The 17,994-nt window shown below is 50.3% G+C and carries 18 protein-coding genes; 6 read left to right on the top strand and 12 right to left on the bottom strand.

The genetic code is table 11. The annotated features are described in order from the left end of the window. Positions 1-55: 55 nt before the first annotated feature. Positions 56-214, bottom strand: a complete 159-nt coding sequence (locus BLV87_RS19460) for a hypothetical protein (RefSeq protein WP_175517813.1) — start codon at positions 212-214, stop codon at positions 56-58. A gap of 85 nt (positions 215-299) precedes the next feature. Next, entirely contained in the window at positions 300-578 is a 279-nt protein-coding gene (locus BLV87_RS14880; protein WP_139282198.1) for a hypothetical protein, read from the bottom strand. Positions 579-773: 195 nt separating this feature from the next. Between BLV87_RS14880 and BLV87_RS14875 the strand changes: the two genes are divergently transcribed. From BLV87_RS14875 to BLV87_RS14855, 5 genes are read left to right on the top strand one after another with little or no spacing between them, the layout of a single operon-like run. Next, entirely contained in the window at positions 774-1,883 is a 1,110-nt protein-coding gene (locus tag BLV87_RS14875) for a CobW family GTP-binding protein (protein ID WP_093069942.1), read from the top strand. 1 nt (position 1,884) lies between these two features. Beyond that, complete coding sequence (locus tag BLV87_RS14870; protein WP_093069941.1) at positions 1,885-2,463, top strand: DUF2796 domain-containing protein; 579 nt, start codon at positions 1,885-1,887, stop codon at positions 2,461-2,463. Beyond that, the gene (locus BLV87_RS14865) at positions 2,460-3,134 is read left to right on the top strand and encodes an ABC transporter ATP-binding protein (protein WP_093069939.1); all 675 of its coding nucleotides are present in this window, start codon (positions 2,460-2,462) and stop codon (positions 3,132-3,134) included. Before BLV87_RS14870 ends, BLV87_RS14865 begins: the two co-directional genes overlap by 4 nt. Further along, the gene (locus BLV87_RS14860; protein ID WP_093069938.1) at positions 3,131-4,390 is read left to right on the top strand and encodes an ABC transporter permease; all 1,260 of its coding nucleotides are present in this window, start codon (positions 3,131-3,133) and stop codon (positions 4,388-4,390) included. The genes BLV87_RS14865 and BLV87_RS14860 overlap by 4 nt, the downstream gene beginning before the upstream one ends. Position 4,391: 1 nt before the next feature. Next, positions 4,392-5,132: a DUF3299 domain-containing protein gene (locus tag BLV87_RS14855; protein WP_093069936.1), complete on the top strand. Its 741-nt coding sequence runs from the start codon at positions 4,392-4,394 to the stop codon at positions 5,130-5,132. Here BLV87_RS14855 and BLV87_RS14850 read toward each other — a convergent pair. After that, on the bottom strand, positions 5,129-5,518 hold the full coding sequence (locus BLV87_RS14850; RefSeq protein WP_093069949.1) for a VanZ family protein: 390 nt from the start codon (positions 5,516-5,518) through the stop codon (positions 5,129-5,131). The genes BLV87_RS14855 and BLV87_RS14850 overlap by 4 nt on opposite strands. Between BLV87_RS14850 and BLV87_RS14845 the strand changes: the two genes are divergently transcribed. Next, on the top strand, positions 5,517-6,185 hold the full coding sequence (locus BLV87_RS14845; protein WP_175517957.1) for an energy-coupling factor ABC transporter permease: 669 nt from the start codon (positions 5,517-5,519) through the stop codon (positions 6,183-6,185). The genes BLV87_RS14850 and BLV87_RS14845 overlap by 2 nt on opposite strands. A gap of 5 nt (positions 6,186-6,190) precedes the next feature. On the opposite strand, the gene BLV87_RS14840 is transcribed toward BLV87_RS14845, so the two are convergent. From BLV87_RS14840 to dnaA, 9 genes are all read right to left on the bottom strand, one after another. Next, positions 6,191-7,141, bottom strand: coding sequence for a patatin-like phospholipase family protein (locus BLV87_RS14840; protein ID WP_093069933.1), 951 nt, complete (start codon positions 7,139-7,141; stop codon positions 6,191-6,193). Positions 7,142-7,143: 2 nt separating this feature from the next. Beyond that, positions 7,144-7,977 (bottom strand): hypothetical protein, encoded by an 834-nt coding sequence (locus BLV87_RS14835; protein WP_139282196.1) that lies wholly within the window; start codon positions 7,975-7,977, stop codon positions 7,144-7,146. 174 nt (positions 7,978-8,151) lie between these two features. After that, the gene (locus BLV87_RS14830; protein ID WP_093069930.1) at positions 8,152-8,655 is read right to left on the bottom strand and encodes a hypothetical protein; all 504 of its coding nucleotides are present in this window, start codon (positions 8,653-8,655) and stop codon (positions 8,152-8,154) included. Next, positions 8,655-9,419 carry an exodeoxyribonuclease III gene (gene xth, locus BLV87_RS14825; protein ID WP_093069928.1) on the bottom strand — a complete coding sequence of 255 codons (765 nt, stop codon included), beginning with the start codon at positions 9,417-9,419 and terminating at the stop codon, positions 8,655-8,657. The genes BLV87_RS14830 and xth overlap by 1 nt, the downstream gene beginning before the upstream one ends. Beyond that, entirely contained in the window at positions 9,416-11,467 is a 2,052-nt protein-coding gene (locus BLV87_RS14820) for a M3 family metallopeptidase (RefSeq protein WP_093069927.1), read from the bottom strand. Before BLV87_RS14820 ends, xth begins: the two co-directional genes overlap by 4 nt. Continuing rightward, positions 11,464-13,899, bottom strand: a complete 2,436-nt coding sequence (gene gyrB, locus BLV87_RS14815) for a DNA topoisomerase (ATP-hydrolyzing) subunit B (protein ID WP_093069925.1) — start codon at positions 13,897-13,899, stop codon at positions 11,464-11,466. Before gyrB ends, BLV87_RS14820 begins: the two co-directional genes overlap by 4 nt. Positions 13,900-13,933: 34 nt before the next feature. Next, positions 13,934-15,031, bottom strand: a complete 1,098-nt coding sequence (gene recF, locus BLV87_RS14810; RefSeq protein ID WP_093069924.1) for a DNA replication/repair protein RecF — start codon at positions 15,029-15,031, stop codon at positions 13,934-13,936. Positions 15,032-15,049: 18 nt separating this feature from the next. Beyond that, a complete protein-coding gene (dnaN, locus tag BLV87_RS14805) occupies positions 15,050-16,159 on the bottom strand; it encodes a DNA polymerase III subunit beta (protein WP_093069922.1) in 1,110 nt (369 codons plus the stop codon). A 221-nt stretch (positions 16,160-16,380) separates the two neighbouring features. After that, positions 16,381-17,769, bottom strand: coding sequence for a chromosomal replication initiator protein DnaA (gene dnaA, locus BLV87_RS14800; RefSeq protein WP_093069921.1), 1,389 nt, complete (start codon positions 17,767-17,769; stop codon positions 16,381-16,383). Positions 17,770-17,994: the final 225 nt, after the last annotated feature.

Raw genomic sequence — 17,994 nt, 5'->3', positions numbered from 1 at the left:
CGCGGTTTCCAGAAGTGCCAACGTATGGCGAATTTTGTGTGAAATCTACGTCAAATTACTGATTATCCTCATCCAACACTGGATCATGCTCACCGGATTGTGGGAAATACCCCAGCGCAGCCTCACCAAAGGTGTTCAAGCCATTCAGGAACAGGCTTCCCATCTTGCCGCCTGCATCGCTGAGCGACGCAGCTTGATAAAATGCCTCAAGCAACTGGCAAAACTCTTCGCTTCTTCAACCGCTTGCCGACAAAACAAACGGAGGAAAAAACCTAATAATTGGATGAGATTACAGCAAGTTAGGGAATGGAGGGCTTAAAGTTGATGCGTATAGGGTGTCCGCCGATGTATTCCTCAATGGAGCGCACATCAATAATGGTCATTGGCTGGCGCTGAGCCGGATCGTAAGGCCACAAATACTGCTGTAGCGCGATATAAGTTTGTGCCGAACTGATTTCTGAATGGTATTGGCGATCTTGTCCATAACGGTTGCCGTCCAAACCATCAGCCAATGCCGGTGCTGTGAATAAAGCGCAGACGGCAAAGCCGCCGATCTGCATACGGGTCTTCCTATTCATGGGTTCCTCCTAAGGTCTATCCGATCAATTATTTGCCAGCGTACAATTTGTTTTTATGGATAAGCTGTCATGGCTTTTTAAGTGTAGTTGATTTATACAGAAACATTGGGCGAAAACAAACATTGCAAGCCACTTGTCCCGCCACTAGAATCGACTGCAACTTTGTTGCAAAAGAGGCTCGCATGAGTATCCAATATGACTGACGCGGTGGATGTCCGCATCCCGATCACCCTGCTGACCGGCTTTTTGGGCAGTGGCAAAACCACGGTGCTCAACAACCTGCTGAAACCGTCGTTCTGGGAACGCCTACTACGTGCGCCGCCCTTGACTGCCGTGATCATGAACGAATTCGGCAGCATCGGGCTGGATCATCAACTCGTCGATAACACCCAAGGCACGATGGCGCTGCTGTCCGGCGGATGCGTGTGCTGCGAAATCCAAGGTTCACTCGTCCCCACCCTGAAAAACCTGTGGATGGGGCGGCGCGACGGCAAAATCCCCCCGTATGAACGCATTATTATCGAAACCACCGGCATCGCCGACCCCACGCCGATCCTCGAAACCCTGCTGCGTTCCGACTGGGTAGCCAAACGCCATTATCTGGATGGCGTTGTGACCACGGTGGATGCGGTATTCGGCAATGGTCAGCTCGACCAACACTTTGAAGCGGTACGCCAAGTCGCCGGTGCAGACCGTTTGCTGCTCACCAAAACCGACCTTGCCGACACTGCAACGATTCAGACGCTGGAAAGCCGCCTTGCCAGTATCAACCCCTCCGCGCCGATCGTGCATGTCCAGCACGGTAATGTTGACCCCGACCATGTGTTCAAACTCCGCGCTTACCACCAATCCGAACCCGTCAAAGCCAAGCAATGGTTAGCAGCGGAAAACTTCCGCGTCGTCAGTGCCAGTTTGCCCCTCAAACAACCCAGCATCCTCAACCCCAGTACCCCCACGCACGGCGGCACGGACGGGCGCATCCGCAGCTTTTCCCTGCAATTCGACCAACCCTTGCCCTGGGCAGGGGTCGCCGAAGCACTCGACACGCTGGTGGAATTTTGCAGCGCACGCCTGTTACGCATGAAAGCCATTGTCAACGTACAAGAATACCCCGGTCGCCCCATCGTGCTACACGCGGTGCAACACCTGTTTTACCCCTCGGTGGAACTCCCCGCATGGCCGGATGACGATCACCGCAGTCGCTTTGTGTTCATCACCGCCGATCTCGACGAAGATTTCGTCAGCAATTTATTAACCTCGTTTACCCAAACAGTGAACCAACAAACACCCCATTCTGGAGAATAATATGAAATACCCTAGCATCCTTTTCAGCCTGTGCTTAGCGCTGTCCAGCAGCACTCTCTATGCTGATGATCACGAACATGAACACGAAGAACACGGTGCACACGAACACGGTGCTGCCACACTTTCCCTCGCCGTTGGCACAGCAGGGCTGGAAATCATGCTCGAATCCCCCGCTGCCAATATCATCGGCTTTGAACACGCCGCCACCACCGATGCCGACAAGCAAAAACTTGCTGATGCAGTAAAAAAGCTCGAAGCAGGGGCAGAGTTATTCAGCATGAATACCGAAGCAGGTTGCACCCTCAAAAGTGCCGAAGTCATCTCCGCCCTGTTGGGTAACGCAGAAGATGCAGCCAAGAGCAAGGATGACCATGATCACAAGGAAGGCGAAACCCACAACGATATGGATGTTACCTGGTCATTTGCCTGCACCCAACCCGCCGAACTGCAAGAAGTCGCGGTAAAACTCTTCGCCGCCTTCCCCGACGGTTTCCAACACATCAAGGCGGAATGGGTAACAGAGAAGGGCGCATCAGCGCTGGAACTGGACAAGGATGACACCATCAAACTAACCCCATGAACGTGATCGAACTGCAAAACCTGCATTACCGCTGGCAAGGGCAAAGCCGTGACACGCTGGCGATTGCCAAGTTGCACGTTGCCCAAGGTGAACACCTGTTTATTCGCGGCGCAAGCGGCAGCGGCAAAACCACGTTTCTCAACCTGCTGGCAGGCATTTTGCGCCCTGCCAGTGGCAGCTTGACCATTCTGGGGCAAGCCTTGCAGAGCATGGATAATGCCGCCCGCGACCGGTTTCGTGCGGATCACATGGGAGTGATTTTCCAGCAGTTCAACCTATTGCCGTATTTGTCGGTGCGGGAAAATGTGCAGTTACCCTGCCATTTTTCCAAACGGCGCAAACAACAAGCAGGGGATATGCAAGCCACCACCAACCGCTTGCTGGAACATCTGGGCTTAGATCGCCAGTTGTGGGAGCGCCCCGTCACTGACCTGAGCGTAGGTCAACAACAGCGCGTCGCCGTCGCCCGCGCCCTGATCGGCAGCCCTGAATTGATCATTGCGGATGAACCGACCTCGGCGCTGGATACCGATACCCGTGACGGTTTCCTGAACTTGTTGTTCCAAGAGGCAGCGGTGCAAGGTAGCACTATTGTGTTTGTGAGCCACGATCCGCACATTGCCAGCCACTTTCCGCGCGTGGTGGATTTACGGGAGTTAAATCAGCCATGATCCTGCTCAACCTTACCCTGCGCAGTTTGTGGAATCGCCGCGCCAGTTTGCTGCTCACGCTGTTTTCCATCGCCATTAGCGTCGCGCTATTGCTGGGCGTGGAATACATACGCAAAGAAGCCAAAAGCAGTTTCCTCAGCACCATTTCCGGCACGGATTTGGTGGTCGGTGCACGCAGTGGCCCGGTGCAGTTACTGCTCTACAGCGTGTTCCGCATCGGCAATGCCACCAACAATATCAGTTGGCAATCCTACCAAGACATTGCCAGCAAACCACTGGTGGACTGGACAATTCCCATCAGCCTCGGTGATTCGCACAAGGGCTATCGGGTGTTGGGCACGAATCAGGATTATTTTCGCTACTACCGCCACGGTGATAAACGCTTGCTGGAATTTGCTGAAGGCAAGCCATTTGCAGGCGTGTTCGATGCCGTGTTGGGCGCAGAAGTGGCGCGTAAACTCAGCTATCAGCTCCACGACAAGATTGTGATTGCGCACGGCGCTGCCGCTACCAGCTTTACCTTGCACGCTGACAAACCGTTTCAGGTGGTAGGCATTCTCAAACCCACCGGCACACCGATTGACCGCACCGTACACGTTTCGTTAGAAGGCATTGAAGCCGTCCATATCGACTGGGTAGGTGGCGCAAAAGTCCCTGGCTACCAAATCAGTGCCGACGAAGCCTTACAGAAAAACCTGCAACCTAAAGTGATTACCGCGTTTATGGTGGGGCTGAAAAACCGCGCCGCCGCGTTTCGGGTACAGCGTGAAATCAACGACTACAAGCGCGAACCCTTGCTGGCGACTGTTCCCGGCGTAGCGTTGGCAGAATTGTGGCAAGCCATTGGCATGTTTGAAAACGTGCTGCGGATTATCACCGGCTTTGTGGTCATCGCGGGCTTGCTGGGCATGTTAACCACACTGCTTTCCACCCTGAACGAGCGGCGGCGCGAAATGGCAATTTTACGGGCAGTAGGCGCACACCCGCGTCAGGTGTTCTTGCTGTTTGTGCTGGAAGCGGGGGTGTTGGCGGTATTGGGTTGCCTGTTAGGGGCAGGGCTAGTGTTCATAGGGCTGTTGGCGGCACGTCCGTGGGTGATGGCGGAATACGGGTTTTACCTGAGTACGTGGATTCCTGATATGAATGACGGCTTGTTGCTTGCAGTAGTGGCTGTGCTTGCGCTACTGTTCAGCCTAATTCCGGGAGCGATTGCGTATCAGCGGTCGTTGCAAGATGGTTTGACCGTAAGAGTTTAAGATGAAGACAACAATTCTGCCTGCACTGGTACTTGCCAGTCTATTAGTCGCCTGTGGTGAAGAAAAGCCAGCAGTTGAAACCAGTACTAACACCAGTACACCGATTGCGACCACCTCAGCCGAAACAAGCTCTGCCGCAGATGCATTAACTGCCATACAAGCCGAATTGCCCGTCGATGCGCCTGCTGTCGGTACACCTATCCAAGACGTAGCGAAAGCAGCAGATGGCACACCTAAGCAAGACGGTGAATTCACTGAAATTGAGTGGGAAGACCTCGAATTACCGGGGCAGGGGCTGGAGCAAATCATCAAAAAATACCAGCCACAAATTGATGCCATCCCCGAAGGCGACCCAGCAGAAGACGCAGTGATGGAAAAAATGCAATCTGAACTCAATGCTGCCCCAGTCAACCCAGCGCTTAATGGTAAAAAAGTCAAAATTCCTGGCTTCATCTCCCCCCTAGAAGTCGATGAAGACAAGGGCATGGTAAAAGAATTCCTACTCGTCCCGTACTTTGGGGCGTGTATCCACGTCCCACCACCACCGCTCAACCAAACCTTATTGATCAAGCCATTAGAGGGCAAAAGTATCGGGATGGAACGTATGTATGAACCTGTATGGGTTTCTGGCACGATTATTACCGAACAAGTCCATACTGACCTTGCTGAAGCAGGCTATCAAATCAAGGATGCTTCTGTAGAAATTTACCAAGACGACGGATCCCAACAGCGTCAGGACTAATCGTTAGCATGTGGCACAATGCGTTGTAACGCCAAGCGCCACAACAGCCAGTACAACAAGATACCCGTTGCATCTGCCACAAAATCTGCAACGGAAAACGATCGCCATGGCGTAAAGGCTTGCGCAATTTCAATGAAAGCCCCGTAGCTAAGGAGTATAGGTACTTGCCAGCGCCAAAAACTGCGGGTGGTTGCCAAATCGAGCAATAGCGCAAACCCAAACAGCGCACCGGCGTGCAGTAACTTGTCGGCGTGGGGTAAACCTTCTCCACTACCGGGCAGTAATGCAGCAACAATGCCAAGTAATGCCAAGGTAACGAACAAAAACTTCATTAAGAGTCGGGTTTGTGGTTGGTTAAAGGTGAATCGTGAGAGGATGGTTTGCATGGATATACCTGCTAGTGTTTTTAATGAAGACTGGCTTATCGTTGCCAGTTTTCTATTGTTTATCTTGTTGGGGCATTCAATACGCCATGCCAACTGGGCATACGTGCGTGAACACACGCATGTTTACCTAGGTGCTATTCTATTTGCAAGTATTATATGGATATTAAGAGCAGGTATTGGTAGCACCCTAAACTTTCATTTACTGGGCATGACCGTCATCACCTTAATGTTCGGCTGGCGGTTAGCGCTGCTTGCTGCCACCGTCATTGTCAGTATTGCATTGTGGCGCGTAGAAGCGGGTTTACTGGCAATTCCGCTGAATACCTTGGTCATGGGTGGCATTCCCATCTTAATTACTGTTCAGCTACTCCGCTGGAGTCAACAGCATTTGCCGACCAATATCTTCATTTTTGTCTTCGTGAACGGATTCCTTGCCGCGATTGCCAGCAGCGTGGCGGTTGTTCTCACTGGCAGTTGGTTACTGTGGTGGACAGATACCTTTAGCGCACATTACCTGCAAACTTATTACTTGCCTTTTATTCCACTCTTAATGTTCCCTGAAGGCATCATCAACGGGATGCTAGTCGCGATTGCAGTAGTGTATGCACCGCAATGCATTCCGGTGTTTGATGATGCGCGTTACTTACGCAAATACGAGGATGATTAGCCACATTAACTGCTGACTACACGGTTAATTTCAGCGTGTAAGCGCTCCACTGTGGCATAGCCTTCTGCAATGGCTTCACCAGCACGGTGAAATTCCAATAAACCGATGTGTTCTAGTTGAGGCATCAGCAAAATTTCGGGGGGATCACCAGCCATCCGGCTGCGGGTGATCTTATCCTGCATGATATTGATGGAAGCGGCGAGTGCATCCATCAATCCCGGCGTCATTTCTTTCGGTTTACTGTTAGTATCAGGCAATAATGCTGCTGAATAGCCGCGTAATGACGCTGCTAAGGTATCTACGAATGTTTCTGTCTTAGACGCATTGCCGTTGTCAGCTTTGCTGGGGAGAGTCTCAGGCGTTTTCTTTTGAGTATGATGCGCGTAACGGCGGGCAACGTTACCATTTAAATTCACCGCAATAACAACCTCTGCACCCAAGGCTCGACACAAGGAAATGGGTACTGGATTGACTAAACCACCGTCTACCAACCATTGCTTAGCGTACCGATAAGGGGTAAACAAACCGGGCAGGGCAATGGAGGCAAACACCGCCTCTAAGACCGTACCTTGGGTAAACCAAACTTCGCGCCCATTTTCTAAGTTGGTAGCAACACTCGCAAATTTTCGGGGCAATTGTTCGATCTGTAAGTGCTCATCACACACATGCTCTTGAAAAAACTGTTGCAGTTTGTCGCGGTTAACGAAACCATTTAACGACGGGTTTAACTCGAAAAAACGCATGAGTTCCAAGCGATTTAATGCTAGTACCCCTGTTTCCAAGGTATCCAAGTGTCCGGCAACATAAGCAGCGCCGACAATGGAACCCACCGAACAGCCGCAGACAATGTCAGGGTGAATTCCTCGCTCAGCTAAGGCTCGCAATACGCCAATATGCGCCCAACCACGTGAGGAACCACTACCCAACGCAATGCCAATACGGGGAGTGTGTGACATAGTTAATCCATTGCAATCACAATCAAGTTACTGGTATCCGTCATTACCGTGAAGGCACGACGCCGCTCCTGACCCTCCAGTTTTGCTACGGCTTCATAATGACCAGGTGCAACCTCTAGATTAGCAGAATGGCGTCTAGGCGTTGCAACTGTTTGCTTATCCCCATCAAGCCGGTATACCGTCCAGCTCATCGGGCGTAATGCAGGACCATTACCTAAAGTAGCAACCAAAGTGACTTTACCTGAAGGTATCTGAATATTGGCAGCACTGAGCTGACCAGCATTCACTTGGAGACGTTGCGAATGTTGTATGCCGTTCCCACGAGTAGCGACGACCTCGTACTCACCTGAGGCTAATAACACATTGAGTTCACGGGTATCACTACTTTGACTCACCATTTTTCCAGCAAACTCTCCATTTTGAGCAATAATTTTCCAATCTGCATTTAAGCTACTATTAACCCGCACACGTCCCACTTGAGCACTAAAGGGAACACTACTGGTGTGATTAGCCAGTACCGTTACGGTTTGTTGAGCCGTATACGTGCCAATCGCCAGACTTATAGTGTATTGCCCAGCAGGTAAGGTCAGCAGAGGGGCATAACCAAGATAACGTTGTTCGATACGCTTATCTTGAGAGCGGATCTGCCACTCGACCTCGCCAGCCGTAATCATTAATTCAGGGGGGAGCTTTACTGACAAAGCTAAATTATGGAACTGATGAGCCGGTGCTGATCCTGCTTGCAAAAGAGCAGGAGCAGAGTTGTTTATAGGCTTCACTGCTGTTGCCCCTATGCCAAAGCTAAACACCAACAAGATGAGCAGATACGTTTGCATAAAACTGGGAAGCCTATAGTCGACGCAACCTTGCGCCTTATTGTTCTTTTTGAGCATGAAAGTGTACCGCGTTCTGACAGAGTTATCATGAGACGCGATCACCGTTTGAAGCACAATGTTTAGCAGATAGGCACGAACATTTTTACGCTTGACGGATACAAGGGCTTGGCTTGTCTATTTTTTAATTAAATCTTGATTAAACGGTGGTAAAGGTGTGTTACTAATAGTCTCGAAAGGAATTTTCGCCGCTACCTTGAAGGAGGGTGTCAGCGCTTCCAACATTGCCAACCATTGCATTTTTTCCAAGGTACACACAGGCAGAATCAGCTTTCCTTGAAACCGCCCTGGGCTAATGGCGTGCAAATCCGCATATTGATAGCCCATGAACATATTGACCCCTTCAACGGTCAAACGCAGGCTTCGCACCTCAGGTAAACCACTGGTTTCTACTTGCACCAGCAGCTCTTCCATTAAGGGAATACTGTTGGGGTTGATGCTAACACGCAAGCTGCGGCCTTGTGCATCACTGGCAATACAGGGAGCCTGATGCAAATCACAAGGTAGCTGTAGGCTTAATTCAACAATGGGCAAGACCGTATCCTTGCGTGAATCTAGCCATAACTTACCTGCGATTGTCAGCGCAAACACTGACAGCATAATCAGTAAGTAACGTATCATCACCGAAACTCTGCTACGACAGGGGTATGGTCGGAAGGCTTTTCCCAAGTACGCGGCTCACGATCAATCACACAGGAGAGGCAAGCATCGGCTAAGGGTTGGCTGGCAAGAATCAAATCAATTCGCAAACCGTGGTTGCGCCGAAACCCGCCAGCACGGTAATCCCACCAGCTAAAGCTTTTGTCTGGTTGCTCAAACTGACGAAAAGTATCACGTAAACCTAATGCCTGAATCGCTTGCAATGCGGCGCGTTCAGCAGGTGAACAGAGGATAGCATCCCCCCAAGCCACAGGGTCATGTACATCACGGTCTTCGGGCGCGATGTTAAAATCACCCAGTACCACGAGTTTGGGGTAAAGTGCCGCCTGTTGACGCAACCACGTCGTCACTTTCCCCAACCAATCAAGCTTGTAAGCGTATTTATCCGACCCAACTTCCGAGCCGTTCACCACGTATAAATTCACTACCCGTACACCATCAATCGTCGCTGCCAGAATGCGGCGCTGTGGGTCATCTAAACCGGGAATATCGGTAATGATTTCCGAAGCAGGGGACTTGCTAAGGATTGCCACTCCGTTATACGTTTTCTGCCCGGCAAACGCGGCGACGTAGCCCGCCGCTTGCAGTTCGACCAATGGAAATTGCTCATCCACTGTTTTGGTTTCTTGAATCGCCAGTACATCCGGCTGAGCTGCTGCCAGCCATTGCAAAACGTGAGGCAAGCGTACCCGCAATGAATTGACGTTCCATGTGGCTATTTTCATGCAATTAAACCACTGTGACGCAGCAATGCATCCACTGACGGCTTGCGTCCACGGAAGGCAACAAATGATTCCATGGCTTTGCGCGAACCACCGACTTGCAGCACCTCTTTTAGGAAAGACTCACCCACACCCGCATCAAACAAGCCTTCCTCCTCAAAACGAGCAAACGCATCTGCTGACAATACTTCCGCCCACTTATAGCTGTAATAGCCTGCTGCATACCCCCCCGCAAACACATGTGTAAAGCTGTTCGGCATCCGGTTGAACGCAGGAGGCTTGATTACCGCCACCTGTTCCAACACCTCACGACGAATCGCTTCTACCTTGCCGGGTTCGGCTGCTTGTGGGTCAAGATGCAGCTTCATGTCGAACAGCGCAAATTCCAGTTGGCGCACGGTAGCCATCGCGGTTTGAAAGTGACGTGCTGCCTGCATTTTCTGGAACAAACTTTCCGGCAAAGGTTCACCTGTTTCCCAATGTGCCGCGATCATATCCAGTACACTGCGTTCCCAACACCAGTTTTCCATGAACTGGCTTGGCAGTTCGACCGCATCCCATTCCACGCCATTAATGCCCGCAACGTCGGGGTAATCAACTTGCGTCAGCATGTGGTGCAAACCGTGTCCAAATTCGTGGAACAGCGTCACCACTTCATCGTGAGTAAACAGAGCAGGCTTGTCACCGACAGGTGCGCTGCTATTACAGGTCATGAACGCCACCGGAATTTGTAAGCCATCGGCACGACGGAAGCGCCCGCAGAAATCGCTCATCCATGCCCCCCCGCGCTTGTGCTGACGGGCATATAAATCGAGGTAGAAACATGCCTGTACCGTATTGGTACGGTCGTATACCAAATAAAAACGCACGTCGTTATGCCACAAATCAATGTGACCGGATTGCTGCTCGATGCGCACCCCGAAGAGTTTCTCTACCAAGGTAAACAAACCACTGATCACACGGTCAGCAGGGAAATAGGGTTTCAGATCTTCTTCGCTGAAGTCGAAACGCGCCTGTTTCATTTTTTCACTGACGTAACCCACATCCCACGCTTGTACATCCGCCAGTCCCAACTGTTCACGTGCAAAGGTTTGAATATCGGCAAATTCAGTTTCCGCAAACGGCTTGGCTTTATGTGCAAGGTCTTCAAGGAAGTCCAGCACTTGCTGCGGGCTTTCCGCCATCTTCGTAGCGAGAGAGAGTTCTGCGAAATTGGCGTAACCCAATAATGCGGCTTCTTCCTGACGCAAACGCAGGATGTCACGCATCACGTGCGAATTATCCCACTCCAGATTCGCACCGAGTTCGGAGGCTCGGGTGGTGTATGCCCGATACACGTCCGCCCGCAATTCACGATTGTCAGCATAAGTCATCACCGGAAAGTAGGAAGGAAATTGTAGGGTAATCACCCAACCTTCCATATCACGCTGCTTAGCGGTTTGTGCCGCCATTTCCAACGCGGATTCGGGCAAACCCGCGAGTTCGTTCACATCCAGAACCTGCTTTGTCCATGCATTGGTTGCATCCAATACATTGTCGGAAAAGCGTGAAGTCAGTTGCGACAACGCTTGGCTGATTTCACGGAACCGCTCTTTTTGTGCCTCTGGCAACGCTACACCGGATAAAGTAAAACCTAACAAACTGTCATCTAAGCTCTTCTGTTGCGCCGCATCCAACCCTGTTTCGTTCGCACGAATCGACTGCATGGCTTGATACAACTTGGTGTTCTGTCCAAGCTCGGTATGGTAATCACTCAAGCGAGAAAGGTTGTCGTTGTAAGCTTTCCGCAGTGCATCGGTATTTACCACCGCGTTCATGTGGCTGACAGGCGACCACATACGCTCTAAACGATTGCCCGCTTCGTTCATGGGGTCAACCAAATTGTTCCACGTGAAACGGATTTCAGTATCTAAGGTTTTATCTAACCACGCACGGTTGTCTTGCAACACCACATCCAACGCGGGGGTAATGTGTTCCGGTTTGATCAGAGAAAACAGTGGTAACTTATCGTTATTCAGTAATGGATTTTCTTGTTTCACGTGAAACCTCATACGTCCAGATTTGAAACAGACAACGCATTCTTTTCGATGAAATCACGACGCGGTTCAACCTCATCACCCATCAACGTGGTAAACACCTCATCGGCAGCAATTGCGTCTTCAACCCGCACCTGCATTAAACGACGGCTTTCAGGGTTAAGGGTAGTTTCCCACAATTGATCGGGGTTCATTTCACCCAAACCTTTGTAACGGCTGATCTGCAAACCACGGTTTGCTTCCTTCATCAACCATTCCACCACTTGGTCGAAACGCTGTACAGCTTGCTTACGCTCACCCCGTATCACCACCGCACCGTCACCAAGCAAGCCATCCATTTCACGGTTGGTTTTGATTAGCAATTTGGTTTCAGGCATCAGGAAGAAATCGCGATCCAGCGTAATCCGATGATCTAAACCGTGCTGACGGCGGTTAACACCCAATGTCCAGGCGCTATCATCAATTTTCTGTAATACCGAGGAATAGGTGCGAGCGCCATTATCCCCGGCATTTAAGGTGGCAACCGCGTTGCTGACCCAAGTCGCAAACGCTTCAGCCGTGACGCTACTTGCTTCTTCGGTGGAAGGCAGACTTTCAAACAACAAAGCCTCCAACAGATTACGGTCGTAACGGCGTGACAAGCGGGCAATCACTTGCTTGGCAGCATTGTACTGGCGCACTAACGTTTCCAAGGCTTCGCCACTGATGGCAGGGGAGTGTGCATCCAAGTGCAGGTTAGAACCATCCAAAGCTAATTGCAGCAAGTAACGTTCCATCTCACTATCATCTTTGATGTATTGCTCTTGTTTCCCACGTTTCGCTTTGTACAACGGCGGTTGTGCAATGTAGATATAGCCGCGTTCCACCAACTCCGGCAATTGCCGATAAAAGAATGTCAGCAACAAAGTACGGATGTGTGATCCGTCCACGTCCGCATCCGTCATAATAATAATGCGGTGATAACGCAATTTGTCGATATTGTATTCTTCACGCCCAATCCCGCAACCTAAGGCAATGATCAATGTGCCGACTTCTTGGGAACTGATCATCTTGTCAAAACGGGCGCGTTCCACATTGAGAATTTTACCTTTGAGCGGGAGGATAGCTTGGGTGCGGCGGTCACGCCCTTGCTTGGCAGACCCCCCCGCAGAATCCCCTTCCACCAAAAACAGTTCGGACAGCGCAGGATCTTTTTCTTGGCAGTCAGCCAATTTCCCCGGCAAACCGGCAATGTCTAAGGCTCCCTTACGGCGGGTCATTTCACGCGCTTTACGGGCTGCTTCACGTGCCCGCGCCGCTTCGATCATCTTGCCTGCAATCAATTTGGCTTCAGTGGGGCTTTCCAGCAAAAACTCGGTCAGACGCTCATTCATAGCCGCCTCAACAATGCCTTTGACTTCAGACGACACCAACTTGTCTTTGGTTTGTGAGGAAAATTTCGGGTCAGGCACTTTGACGGACAATACAGCAGTCAAACCTTCGCGGGCATCATCACCGTTAGGACTCACTTTCTCTTTTTTGGCTAAGCCAGCACTCTCAATATAGCTGTTCAGGGTGCGGGTGAGGGCAGCGCGGAAGCCGGACAAGTGCGAACCACCATCGCGCTGCGGGATATTGTTGGTGTAGCAGAAAATGTTTTCCTGATACGAATCGTTCCACTGCAAGGCGACTTCCACACCCACGTCATCGCGTTCGGTGGTGAAGTAAATAATATTATTGTGGATCGGTGCTTTGTTGCGGTTCAAGTGGGCAACAAAGGCTTTAATCCCACCTTCGTATTCAAAAATGTCTTCACGGCCTTCCCCGCGACGATCGATCAAGTGGATGCGAACCCCAGAGTTTAAAAAGGATAGTTCGCGCAAGCGTTTCGCTAAAATGTCGTAATGGAATTCGGTCAGTGCGAAAATCTCGGCGCTCGGCCAGAAACGCACTGATGTCCCTGTACCTTCGGTATCACCAATAATCGCCAGTGGCGCAACCGGATCACCCAGCTTATACATCTGCTGATACAACTTACCGTTGCGGCGAATCGTTAATTCCAGATTGGAGGAAAGGGCATTCACTACCGAGATACCCACACCGTGCAAACCGCCCGACACTTTGTAAGAGTTATCATCAAACTTACCGCCTGCATGTAACACGGTCATAATGACTTCAGCAGCAGAACGACCTTCCTCTTCGTGTAAATCAACAGGAATACCACGCCCATCATCCGAGACTTTCACCGAGCCATCACTGAACAATTCCACTTTGACTTCTTTACAGTAACCCGCGAGTGCTTCATCGATGGAGTTATCCACGACCTCAAATACCATGTGGTGCAAACCCGTGCCATCATCGGTGTCGCCGATGTACATGCCGGGGCGTTTGCGCACCGCTTCCAAACCTTTAAGTACTTTAATATTCGAGGAATCGTAGGTTGGTGGTACAGGTGTTGGTTCAGTCATATCTTTTCCATTATTTACTGCTGTGATTCGGTGGTTACGCGCTGGCAAACACTTGCCCGTGTTTCACGTGAAACACCTTGGCATCTGCCACCCAGTTTTTCAGCGGTTGGTGATGTGTGCCGGTGATTAGCAACTGTTGCTGTGTTGTGTGCAGCGTATTGTATAACGCTTGCTGATTTTGCTCATCCAGTTCTGCTGCCAAGTCGTCGATGGCGATTATACCGCGTTTTGTGCCAGTCTCCGCAATTGCATAGCTTTGAGCTAATAATAAACTCACGGTAAGTATTTTAAGTTGCCCACGAGAAGCGACCCGCACAGCGGGAATCGTATCCAACATGATGTGCAAGTCAGCACGGTGTGCACCGTAGAGACTGAAACCTTGTTTAAGTTCCTGCTCCGCTTTATCACGGAAAAACTGTTGCAGAGTCGTTTCATCCTCCACATCAACCCCCTGTGGAAAACCACTGCTAAGGTGTAGTTGTGGTGTTCCCAATGCAGCTAAAAGTTCTGCGGTATTCTGCAAAGCCTCCTGCAAGACCGCTAATGCACTCACACGATAACGGTATAATACGGTTTGCAGACTAATGAGCTGCTGTGTCCATTGCGGCAATGCTTGACGCTGACGTGGATCACGTAAGCAGGTATTGCGCTGCTTCAACACCCGCTGGTATTGCCGCCATGCCATATTGAAATCCGCAAAACGGTAAAACGCAATCCAATCGAGAAATGCCCGCCGCGCCGTTGGACTACCCGTAACCAATTCCACCGAACCGGGGTGAATTAAGGTGAGTGGAACGTGGCTGCTGAGTTCGGCTTGCTGAGGTACATCGGCGTGGTTAATACGAATGCGGGTATCCGTCATACTTTTGCTGATGCCCAAAGGGTAACGCGCCCCGGACAAACCGTTTTCTACGGTGGCAGCGACAGTGAGTTCGGTTTCCCCGCGACTAATCAATTCGGCAATGCGCGGGGTGCGAAACGAACGCCCACGTGACAATACACTCAAGGCTTCCAGCACGCTGGATTTGCCCGAAGCATTGTCACCGTACAGCACATTGACCCGTTCTGCCAAGCTCAGCTCGGCATGAGTAACCACACGGCAATAGTCGACGCTGACACGGCTTAACCACATGCGCCTGCGTACCGGGGCTTACAGGCGAATCGGCATAATGACATTGCGCACGCTTTCATCTTCGGGGTCGGTGAGCAATACACTGCTTTCAGGGGAATTGCAGTGCAAGCGCAGGGTTTGCCCCTCCAGATGGTTTACCGCATCTAATAAATAGGTAACGTTAAAACCGATACTGAAATCATTGCCAGTGTACTGTACATCCAACTCATCGGTAGCGATTTCCTGTTCTGGGTTATGTGCTTGCACCTGCAATAAGTTTTCACTTAAGGATAAGCGCACGCCCCGGAATTTTTCATTGGAAAGAATTGCGACCCGACTCAACATGTCTTTGAAGGCTTTACGATCCAGATCAACTTGAATTTGCCCACCACCGGGAACCGCAGCCCGGTAATCAGGGTAGCGCCCGTCCACCAGTTTAGTGGTGAAGCGTAAATTATCCAGTTGTACCCGCAAATGGTTTTGGCTGCTCTGTACCTGTACAGGTACTTGGCAATCGCTACGCAGCAGCCGTGATAATTCCAAAACGCCTTTACGTGGAATAATCAACTGACGGCTTTGTTCGACACCGGGCATCTCAGCCGTATGAAAACACAGGGCTAACCGGTGTCCATCCGTAGCGACAGTACGCACCCCATCCTGATTGACTTCCAACAATAAACCATTGAGGTAATAACGCACATCCTGATTTGCCATGGCAAAAGAGGCTGCTTCCAATAAGTGTTTCAAGGCACTTTCAGGTAATTCCAAGGTATGCACATCACCGATGTCTTCCAATTCGGGAAACTCACTGGCGGGCAAGGTTGCAAGCTCAAACCGGCTACGTCCTGCGGTTACGCGTGCACGTTTATCTTCCTGCACTTCGATATTAACAATGCTTTCAGCAGGGAGGGATTTACAAATATCAGCGAGTTTACGGGCAGGTAAAGTGATCTCACCATCCGCACCATCCATGATGGGTGCGTGAGTGGCAATTTCTAATTCCAAATCGGTTCCACGCCAGAATGATTGGTTACCTTGGATACGTAGCAACACATTTTCCAGAATAGGGGCAGTATGCCGTTTCTCGATGGCTCCCAACGTCGCTTGGAGGGATTCGAGCAGATGTTCACGGGTTTGGGTCAGTCTCATTACTTATATATCTTAAATCTTAAAGAATAGTCATCATAATAAAGGAAGTGACCAAATGTGGATAACCTCGCTATCTAGCTGATTTCCATGTCTCGAAAGGCACTTATCCACAGGGATAAGCTTGTGGTCTATTTCCCCTCCAAGTTGTCAGTATCCTGTGGATACTTTTCAATACACTGTTTATCCACAGGCTATCCTGTGAGTTATCGGGGTAGTTATCCTCAGCTTGTTAGCGTCCGAAATAGGATGCGGAATTCCTCTTCTAGCTTAGGATCCGATTCGCGTAACTCTGCCACCTTGCGGCAAGCGTGCAGCACGGTGGTGTGGTCGCGCCCTCCAAATTCATCGCCAATTTCCGGTAAGCTGTGATTGGTGAGTTCTTTGGAAAGCGCCATTGCAATCTGACGCGGGCGTGCCACTGAACGGTTGCGGCTTTTGGCATCCATGTCGGTTATCCGAATATTGTAGTACTGTGCTACCACTTTTTTGATATTTGCCATCGAGACCATTTTGTCTTGGCTGGCTAATTGATCACGCAAAGCATTTTGTACAAAGTCCATGGTTACTTGGGTAATGCACTTGAGGCGCATACTGGCGATCACCCGTTGCAGTGCACCTTCCAAGTCACGGATATTGGAATGGAAACGCTTACCAATGAAAAAGCTCACGTCATTGGGTAAACGTAGCCCGGCATCTTCGGCTTTTTTGCGTAAGATAGCGACACGGGTTTCTAAGTCGGGGGATTCAATTTGTACCGTTAAACCCCAGTTAAAACGGGTTTTGAGACGGTCTTCAATACCGTCAAGATCGCGTGGGAATTTATCACTGGCAAGAATAATACGCTTTTGACCTTCGAGCAGCGCATTAAAGGTATGGAAGAACTCTTCCATGGAGCGGTCTTTGCCCGCAAAAAACTGAATATCGTCAATCAGCAAGGCATCAAGGCTACGGTAATGTTGTTTGAATTCTTCCATACGTGAGTTACGAATGGCGGAAATCATGTCATTAACGAAACGTTCTGCATATACATAAATGACACGTGCACCCGGTTCGCGTTCCAGAATCCGGTTACCAATAGCGTGCATGAGGTGAGTTTTGCCCAAGCCAACGCCGCCGTAGATAAATAACGGGTTGTAAGTGGTATCTGCATGGTCACCGACTTGTTGTGACGCTGCACATGCCAGTTGGTTGGATTTGCCTTCCACAAAATTAGCAAAGGTCATGCGGGGATTCAGTGCATTGGCAAAACGTTCGCTGACTGGTGCGGGTTGTGTTGGGTTCCACGCTTTACTATAGGGCTGTGCTGGTGGCGTCGGTGACGGGTGTTGATGTTGGTTAGTGAGCGGCTGTGGTGATACCGGCGGCGGGGCTGGCACAGATGAACCAATCTGCAACAATACATCAAATTCATTATCCCCGGTGAGAATACGAGCATGAAATAAGATACGCGGCAAATAGTGTTCGTGAACCTGTTGCAGGACAATGGTATTAGGGGCTAATAAATACAATGCCTGACGCTTTTCAACTGCGTGCAAAGCACGTAGCCAGGTGTTGATTTCGCTATCAGGGACTTCCTGTTCGAGTTGCTGTAAACATTGTTGCCAGAGCATAAGAAAGCGGTTCCAAGGTGGTTGAAACGGGTGGAAAGCACAGTGTTGGGAGGGCAATTATAGACGTCCTCCAGAGTTATCCACAAGCACAAGCTACGCACACTTGTTGATGGTAGTGTTGACAAAATCCATGCAATCCCTTAATGTGCCTCACCTTTTTAGCTGTACGTGAACCGGAAATTTTTTTGTGGTGCGCACAGTGATTGACTTAATGAATTAATCTGG

The sequence above is a fragment of the Thiothrix caldifontis genome (assembly GCF_900107695.1).
GTDB lineage: Bacteria > Pseudomonadota > Gammaproteobacteria > Thiotrichales > Thiotrichaceae > Thiothrix > Thiothrix caldifontis.
This window is presented reverse-complemented; position numbering and strand designations above follow the sequence as displayed.

What these genes read in the sequence shown, in the direction of transcription:
- BLV87_RS14880 (WP_139282198.1), bottom strand. Translation starts at nt 578, where the DNA reads ATGAATAGGAAGACCCGTATGCAGATCGGCGGCTTTGCCGTCTGCGCT.
- BLV87_RS14875 (WP_093069942.1), top strand. Translation starts at nt 774, where the DNA reads ATGACTGACGCGGTGGATGTCCGCATCCCGATCACCCTGCTGACCGGC.
- BLV87_RS14870 (WP_093069941.1), top strand. Translation starts at nt 1,885, where the DNA reads ATGAAATACCCTAGCATCCTTTTCAGCCTGTGCTTAGCGCTGTCCAGC.
- BLV87_RS14865 (WP_093069939.1), top strand. Translation starts at nt 2,460, where the DNA reads ATGAACGTGATCGAACTGCAAAACCTGCATTACCGCTGGCAAGGGCAA.
- BLV87_RS14860 (WP_093069938.1), top strand. Translation starts at nt 3,131, where the DNA reads ATGATCCTGCTCAACCTTACCCTGCGCAGTTTGTGGAATCGCCGCGCC.
- BLV87_RS14855 (WP_093069936.1), top strand. Translation starts at nt 4,392, where the DNA reads ATGAAGACAACAATTCTGCCTGCACTGGTACTTGCCAGTCTATTAGTC.
- BLV87_RS14845 (WP_175517957.1), top strand. Translation starts at nt 5,517, where the DNA reads ATGGATATACCTGCTAGTGTTTTTAATGAAGACTGGCTTATCGTTGCC.
- BLV87_RS14850 (WP_093069949.1), bottom strand. Translation starts at nt 5,518, where the DNA reads ATGCAAACCATCCTCTCACGATTCACCTTTAACCAACCACAAACCCGA.
- BLV87_RS14840 (WP_093069933.1), bottom strand. Translation starts at nt 7,141, where the DNA reads ATGTCACACACTCCCCGTATTGGCATTGCGTTGGGTAGTGGTTCCTCA.
- BLV87_RS14835 (WP_139282196.1), bottom strand. Translation starts at nt 7,977, where the DNA reads ATGCAAACGTATCTGCTCATCTTGTTGGTGTTTAGCTTTGGCATAGGG.
- BLV87_RS14830 (WP_093069930.1), bottom strand. Translation starts at nt 8,655, where the DNA reads ATGATACGTTACTTACTGATTATGCTGTCAGTGTTTGCGCTGACAATC.
- xth (WP_093069928.1), bottom strand. Translation starts at nt 9,419, where the DNA reads ATGAAAATAGCCACATGGAACGTCAATTCATTGCGGGTACGCTTGCCT.
- BLV87_RS14820 (WP_093069927.1), bottom strand. Translation starts at nt 11,467, where the DNA reads ATGAGGTTTCACGTGAAACAAGAAAATCCATTACTGAATAACGATAAG.
- gyrB (WP_093069925.1), bottom strand. Translation starts at nt 13,899, where the DNA reads ATGACTGAACCAACACCTGTACCACCAACCTACGATTCCTCGAATATT.
- recF (WP_093069924.1), bottom strand. Translation starts at nt 15,031, where the DNA reads ATGTGGTTAAGCCGTGTCAGCGTCGACTATTGCCGTGTGGTTACTCAT.
- dnaN (WP_093069922.1), bottom strand. Translation starts at nt 16,159, where the DNA reads ATGAGACTGACCCAAACCCGTGAACATCTGCTCGAATCCCTCCAAGCG.
- dnaA (WP_093069921.1), bottom strand. Translation starts at nt 17,769, where the DNA reads ATGCTCTGGCAACAATGTTTACAGCAACTCGAACAGGAAGTCCCTGAT.